This is a genomic window from Vibrio penaeicida (assembly GCF_002933855.1).
GTDB lineage: Bacteria > Pseudomonadota > Gammaproteobacteria > Enterobacterales > Vibrionaceae > Vibrio > Vibrio penaeicida_A.
Genome location: NZ_BFAQ01000011.1, coordinates 313,853 through 330,841, shown reverse-complemented (window position 1 = coordinate 330,841; position 16,989 = coordinate 313,853). Strand labels below are relative to the sequence as shown.

Here is a 16,989-nt window from a genome sequence, read left to right as displayed (position 1 = left end):
TCTCTACTTAAATTACGCTAAATGCCGGCTTATGTAGCCGGCATTTTTTATTCTGCAATTTGCTCAAAACGCATAACGAATGCCTAACGAAGCATCTAAACCTAGATTCAATCCTTTATGCACATTTAACCCTGGTGCTAATTGAGCATAGGCGTCCCAGCCATTAGCAAAATCCCAATCTAGCCCCACAGGCAGTCTTGGACCAAAGCTTTCTTCCCACCCAATCCAACCACCTGCACCAAAATACCAAGTAAATGGAACTTCAGAGGATTCAAAGCGCCCTTTCTTCAGTAGATAGTCGGCAGACACACCATGATTGCCAATAGCAAAATTATAGGTGTCTTGATATTGAGCAACCGCACTTAGCCCTTGATCGATTGCCATACCAAGCTTCCAATCTCCACTTGGTGACGACTCAGCCATTGCAGTTAGAGATATTCCCATTGTCAGCGCGAATACGCTTAGAGATTGTGGTCTTAGCGACAAAGTATTAAGCGATAACATAATTCGCTTCATTTTCAATCCTCACATATTTTCATTGCGCGGATTGTGCGTAAAACTATTGGAAGGGTAAATAGGAAAGAAGTAAGGTTTCTGTCAAAACATTAAACTAGAGCTTATAAACACGATGATATTCGAGCGACTACACCTTGTTGTTGTGGAGATGTCCGTTTGCAATAGGTGTGAAAAACAAAAAAAGACCAGCATTGCTGATCTTTTTCTCTGCCTCTTCACTTAGCGAAGAGTTAAGTCTGTTGAACAGAACTTAGTCTTGTTCGACTTTTTTGTGACCTTCTTGAAGATGTACCACATCAACCAAATCATCACCAGATACTTGGAACGCCTGACCAAAACCTTTAACAAACAACCCTTGTATTGGCGTTAGTTTAAAGAGTTTAAAATCTTGAAGCTGGCTAAGACCATCAATGATATCGCCAAATCGCTCTCTCATTTGATCGACAACTTCTCCCCAAAGTGCTTCTTCTCTATCAACAACTGATGCTGTAGCGTCAAAGGTTAAGCGCTTACGTGCGAACAATTGCTTAGATGAATCTTCATCTTCAATCATCATGATCGAAACTTGAGGGTTTTGACCTAGGTTTCTAGCGTGACGAGCAATCTCAGAAATCAAAACGAAATATCCGTTCTCATTCTGAACAAAAGGAGCATAACTAACATTTGGTCGGTTTTCGCCATCTACCGTAGCCAGTTGAAGTGTTTTTCGCTCTGCACGAAATTCTTTAATTTCTGGCCCCAAACGCGTTTGAAGACGCTCTTGCTTAACAACTTGATCCATCATTTTCTCTCCTACCACTTAATCTCAATCTAGCACGCTACTTTAAGTTTATTAATATATGGAACCCCATTTATGTGGCGTAGCGTGTGACTATGTAATTTAGACGTACTGCTTTTTAAGCCCGTTAAATTTCTCTACCTGATCCGGAAGCAACTTCCGATTTTCGTCGCGCCCTAGGTAAATTTTAAAGATGCTGTCACCTTGCTCTGTAAAAAATCCAAAGTAATGACTTTCTTTACCCCTAAACGGCTTACTGACAAGCGCAATGCTTTTCACAAGGTCCAATTTCAAATGACCATGCATTTCGCCTTTATCTCCCATTAGGTTGTAGTAGCCTCGTGCTACTTTTCCTTTCGGGAAAGGGGCTTTCACTTCAAAAATGGATCCCATTGAGTGAACAATGGTGGTTACAGGTCCCCACCCTACAAGCCCTTCTAGAAGTTCCTGCGCAAATTCACCATCAATCATTGTCGCCATACCTTCAGGCAGAGAGCGAACAACATCATGCTCAGAAACCCCAAGCTGCTCCGCAACAGAAACAGGTAACAATGTTGGGTCTTGCTCTAAAATCTGTACGACTTTCTGCTTTAGTTCATTTTTTTCCATAATTATTTCCAATATAGAGCTAAGCCACGCAGGCTTCTCTTTCATAGTATTGCAATGCGTGAATCACACCCTGAGCCAATGTAACTGACCAAAATGAGCCAGCCACTGTCAGCGTAAGGTAGTCTACTTCAGCATTGACCAAGCCTTTTTCCTGCCAGTTTTCAAACAATGGTCTTAGCCATGAAAACACTCCAGAATATCCAGCATTTTCAAGACAACTTGCGCGTAGAACTCCAGAATCAAAGCCTGCTTTTACTTCATCGTGCAAATCGGCGTGCAAAGATCGGGGCATCATCATAGCGGCTGTCGGTAAACCCGATTTCACCCGTTCATTATATTGTTCGAGAGTGCGTACATTCATCAATGAATACCCTGACAAATGCCCTCCCGCTCCACACCCGACAGGTAAAACCTCAGCAGATGTTTTTGCGATACTGTTATACAGACTACGTTCGCGGTTATCTCGAGCCCAATGGTTAACACTCAGTCGCTTGATGTGGTGCTTCGACATAAAATCCACACCCTGTGCGAACAATGCTGCCTTTTCAGGAGTTGATGCCGGCGGAGGCATTTTTCCTTTTTCAACTAAATTGATCATCGGAGCAGAGCCTCCAACCATCAATTGGTACAAATCAATACCATGTGCACCTGTATCTATGTAATCCATCAGATCTTGCTCAAAAACCTCAGTATTCTGATGAGGCAAACCGTAGAGTAAATCGATAACAATGGGTGCTGCTTCTTGACGGCTCAGCTCAGACAGGCGATTAAGCACCGCTTCTCTGTCATCTAAGCGTTTCGCTGTTCGGCGAACAAGCGTATTAAAACTCTGTACACCAAAAGAAAAGCGGTTAAACCCACCTTCCAAAGCATTATCAAACATTTCATCACTGAAACGATTTATACGACCTTCAAGTGTAATTTCACAATCCGTGGTCAGTGGGAACAAGGTTCGAATCTTGGTTCCGAGAATCCTAATTTGCTCAGGTGACAGATCTGTTGGTGTTCCGCCACCTATATACACAGCATGAAACGCGTTGGACTGAGTCCAAGGCTGTTTCGCTTTATGCTCAAGTTCTACTAACAATGCAGAGAAATATTCATCGACGAGTTTTCGGCTTGCCGCATTCTGAAAGAAATTGCAAAACGTACAACGCACTCGGCAGAAAGGAACATGAACATAAAGGCATCTTTTTTTGCCAGCTACACCTTGTGCATCTGACAACACTTTTTTTAGCTGCTCGGATAATTGCTCTTGAGAAAGTGGAGGCTGTGCGTGAGCGCCAGCGTGCGCTGAATGCTTTTTCTCGAAGGCAAATCTCAACGGATCTGGGGTAGATGCACCCAATACAGATTCGTCTAGCATTTGAAGGTTTATAGTCATTTTTACTTACACGAATTGTGCCTCAAAAGGCTTAGATAACTAAGCTCGCAATATAGTAAGTTTCCGATTATGATAATGCAATTGATAATTAGTGTCATTCGTATCAGTGTGTCACAGTAGTGTATCTATTTCTAAAAGCGACAATATGCAACAGTACAAACTGAAACTTTAACCAAAAAAAGAATATTTCACATTATGGACAAGACTCACTCATTCTTAAAAACTCTAACGGTTGCACTGGCTTCTTTGCTAGCAAGTACATCTCTTATCGCCCAAGAGCGTCTTATCAGTGCGGGCTCTGCAGTAACTGAATTGGTTGACGCGCTTGGTGCATCTTCCCAGCTTGTTGCCGTCGATGTCACCAGCGCACAACCAGAAGGAAAGCGCTTGCCTGTTATTGGTTATCATCGCCAATTGTCTGCAGAGGGTCTCTTAGCGTTGTCGCCAAATATGCTTATCGGCTCCGAAGAAATGGGACCAAAAACAACACTGACATTGTTAAAAAATGCTGGTGTGAAAGTTGAGGTTGTCAATACATCCCCTACTGTTGATGGCTTGCTAGAGCGAATTGATGAAGTGGCATCCATTACTCATACAAACGAAAAAGCAGGTGCACTAAAACAAACCGTGCAAGAAAAGATCGAGTCCATTCAAAATAACCACCCAACTAAAGCTGAACAAAAACGTGTACTCTTCCTTCTAATTCATGAAGGTCGCCCTGCCAATGTTGCAGGTAGCGAAACAACCCCAGATGCGTTAATTACGTTGGCAGGTGCGCTCAACCCAGTCGCTCAATCGGTAAAATCGTATAAACCACTTTCAACGGAGTCTTTGGTCGAGATGCAGCCAGATGTCATTCTTGTTAGTGGACGCAGTTGGGAAAAGTTAGGTGGTGCTGATGCAATATTAAAATCAATGCCTCTATTAGCCGCAACACCAGCAGGTAAAAACAAGGCTTTCGTTACGATTGATGGACAGGCTTTAGTTGGCGGTTTGGGGCTTAAGACACTTGAAGAAGCTCAGCGCGTAAATAAGATTTTATACGCGCCTGAAAAGAACTAACCATGCTCAGACGAATTCCAATTTCAGCATTGTTGTTGCTGTTTTCTGCGTTATTGGTGTTTATTTCAGCAAGCTCTATTGCGGTTGGTCCAATGAATATCACCATATTGGATAGCTTCAAAAGCTTGCTTCCATCACTTTTTGAATTGCCGAATCATATTCAGGTAGTCATAACTGAAATCCGGCTACCTCGTACCCTTATGTGTGTAATTATTGGTGCTATTTTGGCTCTTTGTGGAGCGGTGATGCAGGGGTTATTTCGTAATCCGCTTGCCGAGCCCGGTATTATAGGCGTTTCTGCTGGTGCACTTTTGGGTGCCGCGATAGCTATGGTACTTTTTGCCAGTTGGTTGGAAGATGCGCCAATTTTCATTAACTTCCTAGCCGTTCCAATTTTTGCTTTTATTGGTGGCGTAATTTCAACTATGGTCGTGTACCGACTGGGCACGAGTAAGTTCGGTACATCAGTCACGATAATGCTATTAGCAGGCATTGCCATTAGCGCATTAAGTGGTGCCGGAATTGGTTATCTAAATTTTGCTGCGGACGATCAAGCTCTAAGAGATCTTTCTCTATGGTCAATGGGATCTTTGGCCGGTGCAACTTGGTCTGGAATAGCGCTAAGTGCTGCAACTCTGGCGCTACTTTACTTTGCCTTCAGGCGTGAAGCTATGCCGCTAAACGCCATGTTGTTGGGGGAATCTGAAGCTGCACACATGGGTGTAAATGTTCAGTCCTTTAAAAGAAGGCTCATCATTTTTTCAGCAATGGGCGTTGGCGTAGCAGTAAGCTTAACAGGTATCATAGGCTTCATTGGCTTGGTCGTTCCGCACTTAATTAGAATGTTGGTAGGCCCCGATCATCGAAGCTTACTCCCGTTATCTGCTTTGTTTGGTGCACTTCTGTTAACCATGTCGGACATGATAGCTCGCGTAGCAGTGGCTCCAGCTGAGTTGCCTGTGGGTATTGTTACCGCTCTCATTGGTACACCTTTTTTCCTGTTCATTTTGGTTCAGCAAAGAGGGAAAATAATATGATACCTCAGAATTCTCGAGTGTTGTCTGCACAGAATCTCAATTTAAGTTTTGGTAATCGAAAGATCATTGATAACCTTTCCATCGAAATTTTTTCAGGGCAAGTAACAGCACTATTAGGTTCAAATGGTGCTGGAAAAAGTAGCCTTCTTAAATTGCTCAATGGTGAAATACCTTCTCACTCAGACATCCAATATTTAGGAAAATCACGCTCGAATTGGAATAAAAGTGAACTCGCGAAACACGTGGGTATGCTGCCTCAACACAGCACACTGAGTTTCCCTTTCCTAGCAAAAGAAGTGGTAGAGCTTGGCGCTATGCAGCTTAAGATTTCCCACTCAGATATTCAAACTCTTGCTTTTGAAATGATGGAAAAAGTCGATGTTTTAAATTTAGCAGATCGGCTCTACCCTTCACTCTCCGGAGGCGAAAAACAACGCGTCCACCTCGCACGAGTTCTTCTACAGCTCTCAAGCAGCGAAAATAAGATTCTTATGCTGGACGAGCCAACTTCGGCTCTCGATCTTGCTCATCAACACAGTACGTTGAATCTTGCCAATAAGCTTGCAGCAGAAGGAGCAGCGGTTATTGTTGTTTTGCATGATCTCAACTTAGCAGCACAATATGCAGATAGGTTAGTCTTCCTAAACGAAGGCAAAATTGTGGAAGATGGCGAACCGTGGTCAGCTTTAAAACCAAAGCTCATTGAAGAGGTTTATGGCTTTTCTACACTGATAGACAAACACCCAAAAAGTGACTTTCCAGTGGTCTACCCTGCTTAATACCACCATTAAAAAACAAAAAGCCAGCCCCGTAATAAGGCTGGCTTTGTTGGATAAGGCAAACGCAAATTAAGCGTTATTGCGAATCCATTCATCCATGTCTGTTTTTAGATTGTCTGAGCGAGTACCAAAGATAGCTTGTACACCACCAGAAACAACAACTACACCTGCCGCTCCTAGCTTTTTAAGCTGATCTTGATTAACTTGCTCCGTATCTGCAACTGATACGCGCAATCGAGTAATACATGCATCCAAGCCAGTAATATTCGCTTTACCACCAAATGCTGATACTAAATCGCCCGCTAACTCTGTTCCAGTCGATACAGCCACTTCTTCTTCAGATTCGCTTTCACGACCAGGCGTTTTTAAGTCCATCGCTACAATGACGGCACGGAACACAAAATAGTATATTGCTGCATAGCCTAAGCCCACTGCGATCATTAGGAGTTGCTTCTGCGCATTTCCTGAAAGAACAATGAAATCGATCAAGCCATGTGAGAACGACGTACCGTGAACAAAGCCTAAGGTATTTGCAACAACGTATGCAGAACCGGCTAACAATGCGTGGATACCATAAAGAACAGGTGCAACGAACAGGAATGAGAATTCGATTGGTTCAGTAATACCCGTAAGGAATGATGTCAGAGCAGCAGATGCCATGATACCCATCACTTTGGCACGGTTTTCTGGTTTTGCACATTGAGCAATCGCTATTGCCGCAGCTGGCAAGCCAAACATTTTGAACATGTATCCACCCGCAAGCTGACCAAAACCGTTTCCAGCTTCACGAGATGCTTCATCAGCAACAAGGTAGCAAGTAAGAACGCCGTTTTGAGCTTCACCAGCCGCATTCACACATGAGCCCGCTTCAAAAAAGAAAGGAACATTCCATACATGGTGCAAACCAAACGGAATCAATGAGCGTTCAATCACGCCATAAATACCAAACGCAACTTGTGGGTTTTGATGAGCAGCCCAATCCGAGAAAGTTTGCATAACAACGGCAACAGGTGGCCACACAATGGAAAGCGCTAACGCCAACGCAATGGCTAGAAAACCAGTAATGATAGGCACTGCGCGTTTACCCGCAAAGAAACCTAAGTATTCAGGCAGTTGAATTTTGAAGAATCGATTGAATGACCAAGCAGCAATACCACCAACCAAGATCCCACCTAGAACACCGGTCTCATACTGTTTGGTAATGAGTTCAATGCTTCTGTCATCTAACACCTGTCCAGCAGCTAGAGCTGCCGCTTGTGCGGATTCGACATCCATTTGAGCAAGGACGCTCATGGTCGCAGCCATAATGCCGTAACCAACGATTGACGCCAAACCAGAAACACCATCATTATTCGTGAAGCCAAGAGCCACACCTACGGCAAACAGCAAAGGCATCTGACCAAATACTGAGCCACCCGCTTTTTCCATTAGATTAGAGACAACTTCTGGAATGAAACTAAGATCGGCAGCACCGACACCTAAGAGAATACCCGCGACCGGCAACACAGAGACGGGAAGCATCAGCGCCTTACCTACTTTTTGTAGGTTAGCGAAAAGATTTTTAAACATGTTTATGCTCCAAATTGATTATTAGTATTTTGAACACTGACGGCACACCCCCGTAGCCTTGTACCATCCACAATCAATATCGATGTCGCGATATCAATCACTCTAGTAAACATGTCAGGTTTCAAAGGAACGAATTCCTGAGATGGATTATATTTTTAGCCTCTAAATATTTCGTGACCTAACTCACCCTTTAAATCTCATTCTGAAATTTAGTTCCAAAACAGTACCGTGATCACAATCGTAATTTTGTAATGCAAAGGTTTGCAAAATTATAAGATCTTGTTTTATAAGAATATATCCATCATTTACACGTGACGCATGAAGTAAACAAAAATTGAACACTTGTTATTTTATGTAACAAAATTACAAATGCTCAATTTTGTTATTTAATTCATCAACATATATGGTGAACATCATCAAATGGGCTAATTAGAATAAAAAAAGGGAGCCTAAGCTCCCTTTTTCATCAATTCAGTATTTTCATCACAAAAAAAGATTTCTGAAGTTTCTGGTTGTTACTTGAGCAACTTCGCCTAACGACACGTTTTTTAACTGCGCAATGTATTGAGCTACCTCGACCACATAAGCGGGTTGGTTCTCTTTTCCACGGTGAGGAATTGGGGCTAAGTATGGAGAGTCTGTTTCGATTAGCAACCTATCCAATGGCAGCGCTTGTACAACTTCCTTTAATTCCGTCGCAGCGCGAAATGTGACTATGCCAGAAATCGAAATGTAAAACCCCAACTCCATCGCCGCTTCTGCAAATGGTAAGTCTTCTGTAAAACAGTGGATCACACCACCGCACTTTTGCGCGTTTCCATCTCTGAGAGTTTTCAAAGTATCTTCACGCGCATTCCTAGTGTGAATAATAAGTGGCTTATCAACTTCAACCGCTAAAGCGACTTGTTGCTCAAAGCGCTCTAGCTGCAGCGCTTTGGTCTCTGGCTTATAATGATAATCCAACCCCGTTTCACCGATAGCTACAACTCGTGGATGACCTGCGTAGTCGTAAAGCTTATCTAAGCAAAATGCACTTTCCACATCCAAAGGGTGTACTCCACATGAAGCCGATATGTTGCTGAATGGCTCAATCATCTCCATCATTTTAGGAAAGCTATCAAGGGTAACGCCAACGGAAAGCAAATGTTCAACGTTGGCTTTTCCCGCTTTCTCTACGACGTCAGCCACACCAGTATGCAGCTCTTCATAATTTAATTTATCTAGGTGACAATGCGAATCAACAAACATTTTTCTTCTCGTGTAAATCTAAAAACCAGTCTGCGACAAGCAGTTCTGCATTTAATCCAGGAAACATCTTCAATTGATGAATTAATTGGTTAAGTTGTCGAGTTTTTTTATACGCCAGATCATAGTCAATCCGTTTCAAAATAGGCTCTAGATAGGTACTTTTTTCTTGGATAAAAAAGTCTTTCTGAGCGCTAGTAAGCGCAAAACTCAACCACCCAAGGCGTTCGACTGGCTGATCCTTAATGGCGGACCAGAAGCTATGGTATGAAGGGATGGCTGAAGAAAGTTGAAGTGACAAGCTATTCAGTAATGTTTCAAACTGCTTTTCTTGACCGTCACGCGCGAACGTTAGTGCGGCTAATGGAGCGCCATGGCTGAGTTTCAGTGCCAGTTCGCTGACTGGCATCTCAGCATGTTGGTTTAGCCAAGACATCGCATCAGCAAATTCAGGCGTTGCGATATCCCACTGCTGGCAACGGCTCACGATAGTAGGAAGTAGCTTATGTTTATCCGCCGACATCAGTAAAAAGACACAATTTTCCGCAGGGGACTCTAATGTTTTTAACAAAGCATTGGATGCCGATTCATTCATTGCCTCAGCAGGGCTAATAATGATGAGGCGCTTTCCACCAAGTTGTGACGATTCGAGAGCCCACCGATTGGCTTGGCGGATTTGATCAACAACAATCGATTTGCCTTCCTTTTCAGGTGCAATACTGTGTATATCTGGATGACTACCAGACTTAGACAAATCACAACTATGGCAAAAACCGCATGCCTCGTCTGTTGCGTTACTGCATACCAAAGCTTGTGCAAACTTATCGACTAATTGCTGCGCACCTAACCCTTCAGAGGCATGGCACAATAAAGCGCCCGTCACACGGTCGTTGTTTAGCAACGATTGCCAATGGTTCCATGTAAGGCGTAGCCAAGGATGCAGATCGGTCATTATTTCTCCAGCAATTCTAGCCAATTTTGCAAGGCTTGGTTTAGATTCTGAGCGACATCGTCAATTGCTTGCTCGGCATTCACGATCACAACACTTGGGTCAGACTCTGCGATTTCAAGATAACGCTGACGAGTACGCTCAAAAAAGCTAATATCCATTTTTTCAATACGGTCCAGTTCACCTCGCCCTCGTGCGCGCTCTAATCCAACACGTGGATCGATATCGAGGTATAACGTCAGATCTGGTTTGAAGTCACCTAAAGACACTTTTTTCAGTGATTCCATTGTGTCACGTGCTATTTCACGCCCACCACCTTGATATGCCTGCGATGACATATCGTGTCTATCACCTACAACCCAAGCTCCAGAATCTAAGGCTGGTTTAATAACCGTTTCAACGAGTTGAACTCGAGCGGCGTACATGAGCAACAATTCAGAAATATCTTGAAGGGCTTCGCCTTCGTGTTCTTCTTTCACCAACGAGCGCATTTTCTCAGCCAACGCCGTGCCGCCTGGTTCTCTGGTGTTAACAATATTCTGCACACCATATTGTGCCAATTTTTCTTTTACAGCCTGAATAGCCGTGCTTTTTCCTGCGCCTTCAAGACCTTCGATTACAATAAACTTCGCTGAATTCATTTTTTACTTCTTAATACTTTCAAATATTGTCTTACTGCTCGGTTGTGAGCAGCCAAATTCTTGCTGAATACGTGCCCACCATGACCACTGGCTACAAAATATAAGTAATGACTACTTTCTGGATTCAACGCCGCTTCTATAGAGGCTGGACCCGCCATTGCTATAGGTGTTGGGGGTAACCCTTTGATCACATATGTGTTGTACGGTGTAGGTGTACGCAAATCTTTCTTTCGAATATTACCATCATAGCTTTCACCCATACCATAAATCACCGTCGGGTCAGTTTGAAGACGCATACCTTTGTTTAAGCGGTTGATGAATACCGATGATACTCGCTCCCTTTCTTCATCGAGCGCCGTTTCTTTCTCAATAATTGACGCCAAGATTAAAGCTTCGTATGTCGACTTCAGTGGCAACTTTTCTTGTTTGCCTTCCCATGCATTATTAAGCGTTGTATTTAGATCGCGATGCGCTCGTTTAAGAATATCTAAATCTGAAGCACCAGCGGTAAAATGATACGTCTCAGCGAGAAACAAGCCTTCCAATTTTTGCTTGTTTATACTGAGCGCTTCCGCAATTTCCGCCTCAGATTTTCCGCGAGTAAGATGACGAAGATGTTCAGTAGTATCCAATATTGCTCGCCACTCTTTAAAGGTTGTTCCCTCAACAAAAGTAATAGCAAATTGATGCTCTTTGCCTTCTCTTAAAAAGACAAGCGCTTCGCTTAGCGTCATTCCTGACTTCAACAAAAAGGTACCCGCTTTTACTTGTACGAGTTCGGGATAGACATGACGAATAAGTTTTGAGAAAGGACTTGTGCTAATCCAGCCCGCATTTTCAAATTGTGCTAATACGCCTTGGAAGCTCGTGCCCGACTTGATGGTAAGTAGCTCTGGCTGAGAGTTAGTGACTGGTTGATTAATGTACTGTTGAACCTGTTGACTGACGTAAAACCCTGCAGCTGCCAAGATCACAGCGCAGAGAGCCAGAAAAACCGCAATTTTTTTAATCACGTTACAAATATCTCCTGGAAAGTTTTGGTTAGAGAACCGATTTCGAAGTGGGTTTTATCAATAGAAGTAATTGGGCAAACTTGAAGTAATGCATTGGTCATAAAGACTTCTTTTGCATTCAATAGCTCTTCAATGGAAAATACGCGTTCTACAAGCGTCATTTTCTTGGTGATAGCTTCTTCAATGACTTGTTTGCGCATTATGCCCGCCACACCACACAAATTAAGCTTTGGCGTACACAGTCTAAATTCAGAGTCCACCCAAAATAAATTAGCCACACTGGTTTCTATAACGTTGCCTTCAAAGTCACAGACGATCGCTTCATTCCAACCATTCTGTTCTATCTCGGCTTTAACCAATACTTGCTCTAATCGGTTGTTGTGCTTAAGACCAGCAAGCAAAGGTTGGTGACCTAAATGAGTTTCACAAATGCCTAACGACACGCCTTTACTGACCCATTCGTTGTAATGCTCTGGGTAGTCGAACGCTGTAATGGTTACGGTTGGTGCAGATGTGCCCGCAATACCGTAACCTCTTCCCCCTGTACCTCGGCTTATATGGATTTTCAGACCTGCTTTTTCTTTATCTAAAGCAACTTTGTTGCACCATGCATAAACGTCTCCCCAATTCGGCGCTGGAATCCTAAGGGTTTTCAAACAAGATGCAAGACGCTCTTTATGATAATTCCATGCTTGGATTTGTTTTTTGCAGGTGAGAAGAGTCGAAAAGCAACCGTCTCCATATTGGAAACTTCGATCAGAAACTGAAAGTAATTCTTGGGGGCGTCCATTGACGAGAATCATAGCTGCTCCATAAATACAAAAGCTACTCCATACAAACAAAAGCGGCTCAATGCTAAGCATCAAGCCGCTTTAAAACAAGCTTAACTATACTACTCTATCGATTCTTTTAGAATCGCATCAGATCTTTTTGAAGATCAATGAACCGTTGGTTCCACCAAAGCCAAATGAGTTACACAATGCGTACTCCATATCGACTTTACGAGACGTATGAGGAACTAGGTCAATGCCTTCGGTGCCTTCGTCTGGGTTATCAAGGTTGATAGTAGGTGGCACTTCTTGGTCAACAAGTGCCATTGCAGTAATGATCGCTTCAACAGAACCTGCTGCCCCAAGTAAATGACCAATCATAGACTTGGTAGAAGAAACCAACACTTGTGCTGAACCCGCTTCACCTAGTGCACGCTTAACGCCTTTAATTTCAGCGATATCACCTGCTGGTGTAGATGTACCGTGAGCGTTAACATAACCGATTTGTTCACCCGTTACACCCGCATCACGCATCGCAGCTTCCATCGCTAGCGCACCACCAGAACCGTCTTCGCTTGGAGAAGTCATGTGGTAAGCATCACCACTCATACCAAAGCCAACAAGCTCACAATAGATTTTCGCACCACGCGCTTTAGCATGCTCGTACTCTTCAAGAACCATCATTCCAGCGCCATCACCTAGAACAAAGCCATCTCGGTCTTTATCCCAAGGGCGTGAAGCACGTTGAGGTTCGTCGTTACGGGTAGACAATGCTTTCGCTGCACCGAAGCCACCGATGCCAAGTTGTGTTGAAGCTTTTTCTGCACCACCTGCTACCATCGCATCTGCATCACCGTATGCAATCATACGTGCCGCGTGTCCGATATTGTGTAAGCCAGTTGTACAGGCTGTAGAAATAGCGATATTTGGACCGCGTAGACCTCTCATTATTGAAAGGTGACCAGCAATCATATTAACGATTGTCGATGGCACGAAAAATGGGCTAATTTTACGTGGACCTTTTTCGCGCAACGCTGTATGACCGGCTTCAATCAAGCCAAGACCGCCGATACCAGAACCAATCGCAGCACCAATTCGAGGGCCGTTTTCTTCGGTTATCGTTAGGCCTGAATCATCAAGCGCTTGAATACCCGCAGCAATACCATACTGGATGAATAGATCCATCTTACGGGCGTCTTTTTTAGACATGTACTCTTCGCAGTTAAAGTCTTTGACTATACCTGCAAAACGAGTTGTGAATTCGGAAGTATCAAAGTGATCGATATCAACGATACCACTCTGACCTGCTAACAGGGCTTTCCATGCTGATTCTACAGTGTTGCCTACCGGTGACAACATACCCATGCCAGTGACAACTACACGACGCTTGGACACGATATAACTCTCCGGAATTGAAATTGATTAAGTGAAAGGATAGAAGATAGTCGATAAAAACTCAGGCGGTCAAGGATGACCGCCTGGAAGTGCAAATTACTGAGCGCTGTTCACGTAGTCAATTGCAGCTTGAACAGTTGTGATTTTCTCAGCTTCTTCGTCTGGAATCTCAGTGTCGAACTCTTCCTCTAGAGCCATAACTAGCTCTACAGTGTCCAGAGAATCAGCACCTAGATCGTCTACGAATGAAGCTTCGTTTTTAACTTCTGCTTCGTCTACACCTAGCTGTTCAACAATGATTTTCTTTACGCGTTCTTCGATGTTGCTCATTTTTCTTTTCCTTTACAGACTTCGCTTTATGCGATGTTTTCCGTAGTTTATTCAAACTTTTAAAAGTTGCAAGGGTGACCTTGCTGGTCAAACCACAATTTGCGCGATTTTTCCCGAAATTCGGTACATTTTTGACCTAAATCATGCATAAATCAATTACGCAAGACTTAAACCATGTACATACCACCGTTTACATGCAGGGTTTCACCTGTAATGTAAGCCGCTTCTGGTGATGCTAAAAACACAACCGCAGATGCAATTTCACGTGGGTCACCAAGACGACCTGCTGGTACAGACGCTAGTGTAGCAGCACGTTGGTCATCATTCAGCGCTTTTGTCATATCAGTTTCGATAAAACCTGGCGCAACTGTGTTCACCGTCACACCACGAGACGCAACTTCGCGTGCCATTGACTTGGTAAAGCCAATTACACCCGCTTTAGCAGCCGCGTAGTTTGTTTGACCAGCGTTGCCCATAGTACCAACAACAGAACCAACATTGATGATACGACCGTTACGTTTCTTCATCATACCGCGAAGAACCGCCTTAGATAAGCGGAAAATCGATGTTAAGTTGGTATCCATGATATCGGTCCACTCATCATCTTTCATACGCATCAGTAGGTTATCACGAGTAATGCCCGCGTTGTTAACTAGAATGTCCAGAGCGCCAAATTCGTCGTTAATTGTCTTTAAAACAGACTCGATAGATTCAACATCCGTCACATTCAACGCAAGGCCTTTACCGTTCGCACCTAGGTACTCGCTGATTGCCGCTGCACCATTTTCACTTGTTGCTGTACCAATTACTGTGGCACCACGTTCAACCAAAAGTTCAGCAATTGCACGACCAATTCCACGGCTAGCACCTGTAACCAGTGCAATTTTGCCTTCAAGATTCATCATGTTGTTTATTCCTTAGTTTCTCTAACTTAAAAATGCTATTTAGCTGCTTCTAGCGTTGCTGCATCATTAACAGCTGCACCGATAAGTGTCTTCACAATTCGTTTTGTTAGACCTGTCAGTACTTTACCCGGTCCCAATTCGTAAAGTTTTTCGATACCTTGTTCGCTCATCTTTTCAACACCTTCAGTCCAGCGAACTGGGCTATGGAGTTGTCGAACAAGCGCATCTTTAATTTTTTCAGGGTCGGTTTCGGCAATCACATCAACATTATTGATAACTGGAATGCTAGGTGCATTGAATTCTATAGACTCAAGTGCTTTAGCCAATTTGTCTGCAGCAGGTTGCATTAATGCACAGTGTGAAGGAACCGATACAGGTAGAGGCAGAGCACGTTTGGCGCCAGCTTCTTTGCACAAAGCACCCGCACGCTCCACTGCTTCTTTGCTACCAGCAATAACTACTTGACCAGGAGAGTTATAGTTCACAGGGGATACAACGTCACCCTGAGCAGCTTCTTCACACGCTTTTGCGATAGCATCATCGGCTAATCCAATGATCGCATACATTGCACCTGTGCCAGCAGGAACTGCTTCTTGCATTAAACGACCGCGAAGCTCAACTAACTTGATGGCTTCTTTAAAATCAATAACACCAGCACATACCAGTGCAGAATACTCACCAAGGCTATGCCCAGCGAATGTTTCCGGAGTGGATAGACCTTGCTCTTGCCACACACGCCAGATAGCAACAGAAGAGGCTAGCAAAGCAGGCTGAGTGCGAAATGTCTCATTTAAATCTTCTGCAGGACCATTTTGAACCAGAGTCCAAAGGTCGTAACCAAGCGCTTCAGAAGCCTCAGCAAATGTATTTTTTACTACTTCGTGTTGCTCGCCTAGCTCGGCTAACATGCCAACAGCTTGTGAGCCCTGACCCGGGAATACAACAGCAAACTTGCTCATCGTAACTTTCCTTCAAAGCTAAGCACCCATATGAGAATGCAATAAAAACAAAAAAGCCAGATCAACATTTAACGTGTTGATCTGGCAGAAATCATTAGAATCGGACTAAAGCCGAGCCCCAAGTAAAGCCGCCACCGAATGCTTCTAGTAGTAGTGTCTGACCGCGCTTGATGCGCCCATCACGTACCGCTTCATCTAATGCAGTCGGAATCGTAGCGGCAGACGTATTACCATGGCGATCTAGTGTCACGACAACTTGGTCCATCGACATAGACAATTTCTTAGCGGTAGCAGTGATAATTCTAAGGTTTGCTTGGTGGGGCACCAACCAATCCAGTTCATCTTTTTCCATCTTATTGGCTTCAAGTGTGTCTTTTACCAATCGGGAAAGCTGAGTAACCGCTACTTTAAAGACTTCGTTACCTGCCATATGCAGCCACTTATCTGACTCTTCATTTTCTCGACTAGCCATTGGTAAGTTTAGTAAATCACCAAAACGACCGTCTGAGTGGAGATGAGTAGAAAGAATGCCTGGCTCTTCACTTCTACCTACGACAACAGCACCTGCACCATCACCAAATAAGATGACAGTTGAGCGGTCAGTTGGATCGCAAGTTTTAGAGAGCGTATCAGAGCCAACAACCAGTACGTTTTTACACATACCCGTTTTAATATGTTGATCAGCCACCGATAAGGCGTAGACAAACCCAGAACACGCTGCCGCTAAATCAAACGCAGGACAGCCACTAATATCGAGCTGAGCCTGAAGCTGGCATGCAGAAGAAGGGAATGCGTGGCTTCCACTGGTTGTCGCTACGATAATCAAATCGATATCTCTGCGATCAATACCCGCCATTTCAATAGCGTTAACAGAAGCGTGGTAAGCCATGTCGGCAACCGTTTCGTTCTCCGCAGAGATACGGCGCTCTTTAATGCCTGTACGAGTTACGATCCACTCATCACTTGTATCTACCATTTTCTCTAGGTCAGCGTTTGTACGCACTTGAGACGGCAGGTAGCTGCCTGTTCCTAAAATTTTGCTATACAT

General features: G+C 43.8%; 18 protein-coding genes. 3 read left to right on the top strand and 15 right to left on the bottom strand.

From position 1 onward, the window contains the following. Positions 1–63: 63 nt before the first annotated feature. The 4 genes from VPNCDNU1_RS04980 to hutW all read right to left on the bottom strand — a co-directional run bounded on the left by VPNCDNU1_RS04980 (position 64) and on the right by hutW (position 3,287). Positions 64–516, bottom strand: coding sequence for a hypothetical protein (locus VPNCDNU1_RS04980; RefSeq protein WP_174715127.1), 453 nt, complete (start codon positions 514–516; stop codon positions 64–66). 250 nt (positions 517–766) lie between these two features. Next, positions 767–1,297 carry a heme utilization protein HutZ gene (gene hutZ, locus VPNCDNU1_RS04975; RefSeq protein WP_104399438.1) on the bottom strand — a complete coding sequence of 177 codons (531 nt, stop codon included), beginning with the start codon at positions 1,295–1,297 and terminating at the stop codon, positions 767–769. Positions 1,298–1,396: 99 nt separating this feature from the next. Then, the gene (gene hutX / locus VPNCDNU1_RS04970; protein ID WP_167404729.1) at positions 1,397–1,918 is read right to left on the bottom strand and encodes a heme utilization cystosolic carrier protein HutX; all 522 of its coding nucleotides are present in this window, start codon (positions 1,916–1,918) and stop codon (positions 1,397–1,399) included. A gap of 4 nt (positions 1,919–1,922) precedes the next feature. Further along, the gene (gene hutW / locus VPNCDNU1_RS04965) at positions 1,923–3,287 is read right to left on the bottom strand and encodes a heme anaerobic degradation radical SAM methyltransferase ChuW/HutW (RefSeq protein WP_104399328.1); all 1,365 of its coding nucleotides are present in this window, start codon (positions 3,285–3,287) and stop codon (positions 1,923–1,925) included. 195 nt (positions 3,288–3,482) lie between these two features. On the opposite strand from hutW, the gene VPNCDNU1_RS04960 reads away from it, so the two are divergent. The 3 genes from VPNCDNU1_RS04960 to VPNCDNU1_RS04950 are packed head-to-tail and all read left to right on the top strand — an operon-like array spanning position 3,483 to position 6,165. Beyond that, on the top strand, positions 3,483–4,349 hold the full coding sequence (locus VPNCDNU1_RS04960; RefSeq protein WP_104399327.1) for a heme/hemin ABC transporter substrate-binding protein: 867 nt from the start codon (positions 3,483–3,485) through the stop codon (positions 4,347–4,349). A 2-nt stretch (positions 4,350–4,351) separates the two neighbouring features. Then, positions 4,352–5,386, top strand: coding sequence for a FecCD family ABC transporter permease (locus VPNCDNU1_RS04955; protein WP_104399326.1), 1,035 nt, complete (start codon positions 4,352–4,354; stop codon positions 5,384–5,386). After that, positions 5,383–6,165 carry a heme ABC transporter ATP-binding protein gene (locus tag VPNCDNU1_RS04950; protein ID WP_104399325.1) on the top strand — a complete coding sequence of 261 codons (783 nt, stop codon included), beginning with the start codon at positions 5,383–5,385 and terminating at the stop codon, positions 6,163–6,165. Before VPNCDNU1_RS04955 ends, VPNCDNU1_RS04950 begins: the two co-directional genes overlap by 4 nt. Before the next feature lie 69 nt (positions 6,166–6,234). Here VPNCDNU1_RS04950 and ptsG read toward each other — a convergent pair whose 3' ends face one another. The 11 genes from ptsG to VPNCDNU1_RS04895 all read right to left on the bottom strand — a co-directional run bounded on the left by ptsG (position 6,235) and on the right by VPNCDNU1_RS04895 (position 16,989). Beyond that, the gene (gene ptsG / locus VPNCDNU1_RS04945; RefSeq protein ID WP_104399324.1) at positions 6,235–7,734 is read right to left on the bottom strand and encodes a PTS glucose transporter subunit IIBC; all 1,500 of its coding nucleotides are present in this window, start codon (positions 7,732–7,734) and stop codon (positions 6,235–6,237) included. Between the two features lie 483 nt (positions 7,735–8,217). Beyond that, complete coding sequence (locus VPNCDNU1_RS04940; RefSeq protein ID WP_104399323.1) at positions 8,218–8,982, bottom strand: TatD family hydrolase; 765 nt, start codon at positions 8,980–8,982, stop codon at positions 8,218–8,220. Further along, on the bottom strand, positions 8,972–9,931 hold the full coding sequence (gene holB, locus VPNCDNU1_RS04935; RefSeq protein WP_104399322.1) for a DNA polymerase III subunit delta': 960 nt from the start codon (positions 9,929–9,931) through the stop codon (positions 8,972–8,974). The genes VPNCDNU1_RS04940 and holB overlap by 11 nt, the downstream gene beginning before the upstream one ends. After that, positions 9,931–10,569 (bottom strand): dTMP kinase, encoded by a 639-nt coding sequence (gene tmk / locus VPNCDNU1_RS04930; RefSeq protein ID WP_104399321.1) that lies wholly within the window; start codon positions 10,567–10,569, stop codon positions 9,931–9,933. Before tmk ends, holB begins: the two co-directional genes overlap by 1 nt. After that, the gene (gene mltG / locus VPNCDNU1_RS04925) at positions 10,566–11,582 is read right to left on the bottom strand and encodes an endolytic transglycosylase MltG (RefSeq protein WP_104399320.1); all 1,017 of its coding nucleotides are present in this window, start codon (positions 11,580–11,582) and stop codon (positions 10,566–10,568) included. The genes tmk and mltG overlap by 4 nt, the downstream gene beginning before the upstream one ends. Next, a complete protein-coding gene (gene pabC, locus VPNCDNU1_RS04920) occupies positions 11,579–12,385 on the bottom strand; it encodes an aminodeoxychorismate lyase (RefSeq protein WP_104399319.1) in 807 nt (268 codons plus the stop codon). Before pabC ends, mltG begins: the two co-directional genes overlap by 4 nt. A 117-nt stretch (positions 12,386–12,502) precedes the next feature. Beyond that, complete coding sequence (fabF, locus tag VPNCDNU1_RS04915; RefSeq protein ID WP_104399318.1) at positions 12,503–13,747, bottom strand: beta-ketoacyl-ACP synthase II; 1,245 nt, start codon at positions 13,745–13,747, stop codon at positions 12,503–12,505. A 96-nt stretch (positions 13,748–13,843) separates the two neighbouring features. Then, positions 13,844–14,077, bottom strand: a complete 234-nt coding sequence (gene acpP / locus VPNCDNU1_RS04910) for an acyl carrier protein (RefSeq protein ID WP_004406112.1) — start codon at positions 14,075–14,077, stop codon at positions 13,844–13,846. Positions 14,078–14,244: 167 nt separating this feature from the next. Continuing rightward, on the bottom strand, positions 14,245–14,979 hold the full coding sequence (fabG, locus tag VPNCDNU1_RS04905) for a 3-oxoacyl-ACP reductase FabG (protein ID WP_167404728.1): 735 nt from the start codon (positions 14,977–14,979) through the stop codon (positions 14,245–14,247). A 38-nt stretch (positions 14,980–15,017) separates the two neighbouring features. Beyond that, positions 15,018–15,941: an ACP S-malonyltransferase gene (fabD, locus tag VPNCDNU1_RS04900; protein ID WP_104399316.1), complete on the bottom strand. Its 924-nt coding sequence runs from the start codon at positions 15,939–15,941 to the stop codon at positions 15,018–15,020. A gap of 94 nt (positions 15,942–16,035) precedes the next feature. Beyond that, positions 16,036–16,989: a beta-ketoacyl-ACP synthase III gene (locus tag VPNCDNU1_RS04895; RefSeq protein ID WP_104399315.1), complete on the bottom strand. Its 954-nt coding sequence runs from the start codon at positions 16,987–16,989 to the stop codon at positions 16,036–16,038.